This is a genomic window from Corynebacterium sp. UMB10321, from assembly GCF_030228725.1.
GTDB classification, from domain to species: Bacteria; Actinomycetota; Actinomycetes; order Mycobacteriales; family Mycobacteriaceae; genus Corynebacterium; species Corynebacterium pseudogenitalium.
Window position 1 is genome coordinate 1 of the sequence record NZ_JASOZC010000038.1, and the last position, 317, is coordinate 317.

Consider the following 317-nt stretch of genomic DNA (forward strand, 5'->3'; position numbering starts at 1 on the left):
GACAGTAAGAAGTCACTCTCCCACGGGCATGGGACCCTCCACAGGTACGTGTCATCACCCAAATAACCGTCTTCGTCTAATGTTTGTTCACGCTCCGGCCGAGGACGCTCGATTCCGAGTAAACTCTCAGGGACGAAAGCTTTACGCCCTACAGGATCCCACCATTGAATGTCGTGATTCCAGTAGTCTTCGTCCATAAAAGATCCGGTAAAATGGACGAGGATTTCACTTGGCACAGCTCCAGAGTGAGAGAGGTTGTCGATAGGAATGTCCTCGTACCATATTTCATGGTTTATCAGTTTCCCTTCTTCGATCCA

The 317-nt window shown here is 49.2% G+C and carries 1 protein-coding gene; it reads right to left on the reverse strand.

Annotated elements, in window-relative coordinates; translation table 11 throughout:
• Positions 1-317, reverse strand: a 317-nt coding sequence (locus tag QP752_RS11230; protein ID WP_284805541.1) for a hypothetical protein, incomplete at both ends; no start/stop codon positions are given.